This is a genomic window from uncultured Chitinophaga sp., assembly GCF_937874145.1.
Classification (GTDB): Bacteria; Bacteroidota; Bacteroidia; order Chitinophagales; family Chitinophagaceae; genus Chitinophaga.
This window is the reverse complement of sequence record NZ_CALNBI010000450.1, coordinates 1-2,248: the sequence shown is the minus strand read 5'-3', so window position 1 is coordinate 2,248 and position 2,248 is coordinate 1. Positions and strand designations below refer to the sequence as shown.

General features: G+C 58.5%; 2 protein-coding genes. One reads left to right on the top strand and one right to left on the bottom strand.

Going from position 1 to position 2,248, the window contains the following annotated elements; genetic code table 11:
• On the bottom strand, positions 1 to 653 hold a 653-nt coding region (locus Q0510_RS21495), incomplete at its 3' end, for a hypothetical protein (protein WP_298716201.1).
• A 221-nt stretch (positions 654 to 874) separates the two neighbouring features.
• Between Q0510_RS21495 and Q0510_RS21490 the strand changes: the two genes are divergently transcribed.
• Positions 875 to 2,116: an MFS transporter gene (locus Q0510_RS21490; RefSeq protein WP_298716198.1), complete on the top strand. Its 1,242-nt coding sequence runs from the start codon at positions 875 to 877 to the stop codon at positions 2,114 to 2,116.
• Positions 2,117 to 2,248 lie beyond the last annotated feature (132 nt).

Genomic DNA, 2,248 nt, shown 5'->3' with positions numbered 1-2,248 from the left:
GGCGAAGCATGCGCGTAGAAGGCGCTCAGCACCAGCGACCTGCCGGGATTGCCCGACTGCACATGTGCGGCGCAGGAGTCCAGCAGCTGATACGCCGTTGCGGATACCGATTTGCTGAAACGCAGCGCATACGCGGCATAATAGCTTTCCGCCGCGTTTTGGGACGACAGCATATCCTCCAGCCGCGCCATACCATCCGCCGTTCCCTGGTTGGCGATTACCCAGGCGGCCATCGCCCGGAAACCGCCCGTGCCGCTGTCCGCCAGCGAACGGATCGCTGCCGGCGCTTTGCGGTATCCTATCTTCGCCAGGCTTTCGAGCGCCGTGAGCCGGCTGCGGGAGCTGTCGGCATGAAGGAATTCCTGCATGATCACCCGCACCATTTTCCTCCGCTGCCCCAGCCTTGCCCGTACCCGTGCCGACCCCGTTCTTTCGATGGAGCCCAGGCTGTCGTGCAGGGGAAAATGCGCGGCGATGCCTTTGTGGTGCCCGTTGGCGATGAGCGCTTCCGCCGCGTGCATGCGCACCAGGAACTGCGGGCTGTGCGCCATAGCCTGTTGCAGTACGTCCAGGCAAACCCGCTGGTGGTCCTGGCCGCGGAGGCTAACCGTAGCGGAAATGGCGAAGTACAAGGCAAAAAATCGCATCAGCATAGCTTCAAAAGTAATTGTCCGGGCAGGATACTGTTGTTACTATCCTTTACATTCATAATACTTTCTTACACAAATAAAAAAACCTGCATTTTGTATATTGATGACGGGAAACGCAGGCCAGCCAATATAATGAAAAATAATACCACATATCAGCAGGATCGTAACAACTGCGCTACTGCCGGGAAGCTACTTTTGAAACATTTGATATCCAAACCAACGATATGACGAACACCGACGCCTTTTCCATCCGCCAGCCCGCGCTCCGCGCATGGATAACGGTTGCATTACTTTGTGTGGTAGGCTGCCTGAATTATCTCGACCGCATCATGATCACCACCATGCGGGAATCCATCGTATCGGCCATTCCGATCACCGATACGCAGTTCGGCATGCTGACCTCCGTGTTCCTGTGGGTGTATGGATTGCTGAGCCCTTTTGCGGGTTTCCTGGCCGACCGCTTCAAGCGCAGCAGGGCGATCATTATCAGCCTGTTCGTCTGGTCTATCGTTACCTGGATGACGGCGCACGCCACCACGTATGGCGAGTTGCTGGCCACGCGGGCGTTGATGGGCATCAGTGAAGCCTGTTACATCCCCGCTGCGCTGGCGTTGATCACAGATTATCACCGCGGCCCCACGCGTTCGCTGGCCACCGGCATTCATATGGCCGGTATCATGTTCGGGCAGAGTTTAGGATTTTTGGGTGGATGGATTGCCGAGGAATCGGCCTGGACCAACGCATTCAGCACTTTCGGCATTATCGGCGTCGTGTATGCATTCATGCTGTTTTTCTTCCTCCGCGACGCGCCTGCGCGGCAGATCGCCGCGCCGGCCGTATCCTCCATCAGGTTCGGCGACGCCGTGCGCAACCTGTTCAGCAAGCGCGCTTATTGGCTGGCGTTGGCTTTCTGGGGGATGATCGGGGTGGTGAACTGGATGATCGTTTCGTGGTTGCCGACTTATTACAAAGAACAATTCAACCTTTCCCAAAGCATGGCCGGCGTGTATGCCACCGGGTACTTCCACACCGCCAGCCTGCTGGGTGTGCTGGCTGGCGGGGCCTGGGCCGACCGCTGGAGCCGCCGCAACCCGCGCGCCAGGGTGCTGGTGCCCGCCATCGGGCTCTGCATCGCCGCTCCCTGTATTTTGCTGGGCGCCAGCACTGATGCGCTGATACTGGCAATCGGCGGCTTCGTGATGTTTGCCTTTACGCGGACGTTCACCGACGCCAATATGATGCCCATCCTCTGCATGATCGCCGACGAGCGGTACCGCGCCACGGGCTACGGCATTCTCAATCTTGTTAGCTGCCTGATCGGCGGACTTGGTATCTATGCCGGCGGCGCGCTCCGCGATGCGGATGTGAACCTGCGCAGTGTGTTTCAGCTGGCTGCGGGCGCAGCGCTCATCAGTGCGGTGATCCTCCTCACCATCAAAACAAAACACGCGGACAAGGAATTGTAATCCCTGTCCGCGTGCAGCTTTTTCTCTTACAAAATTATTTCAGCCAGCCGTTGCGGTCCCAGGCCGGAAGGTCCAGGAAGGCCGGATCGGGATACGACAACCGTTGCGCGGCGGCAAGCGTTTCCGCATCCA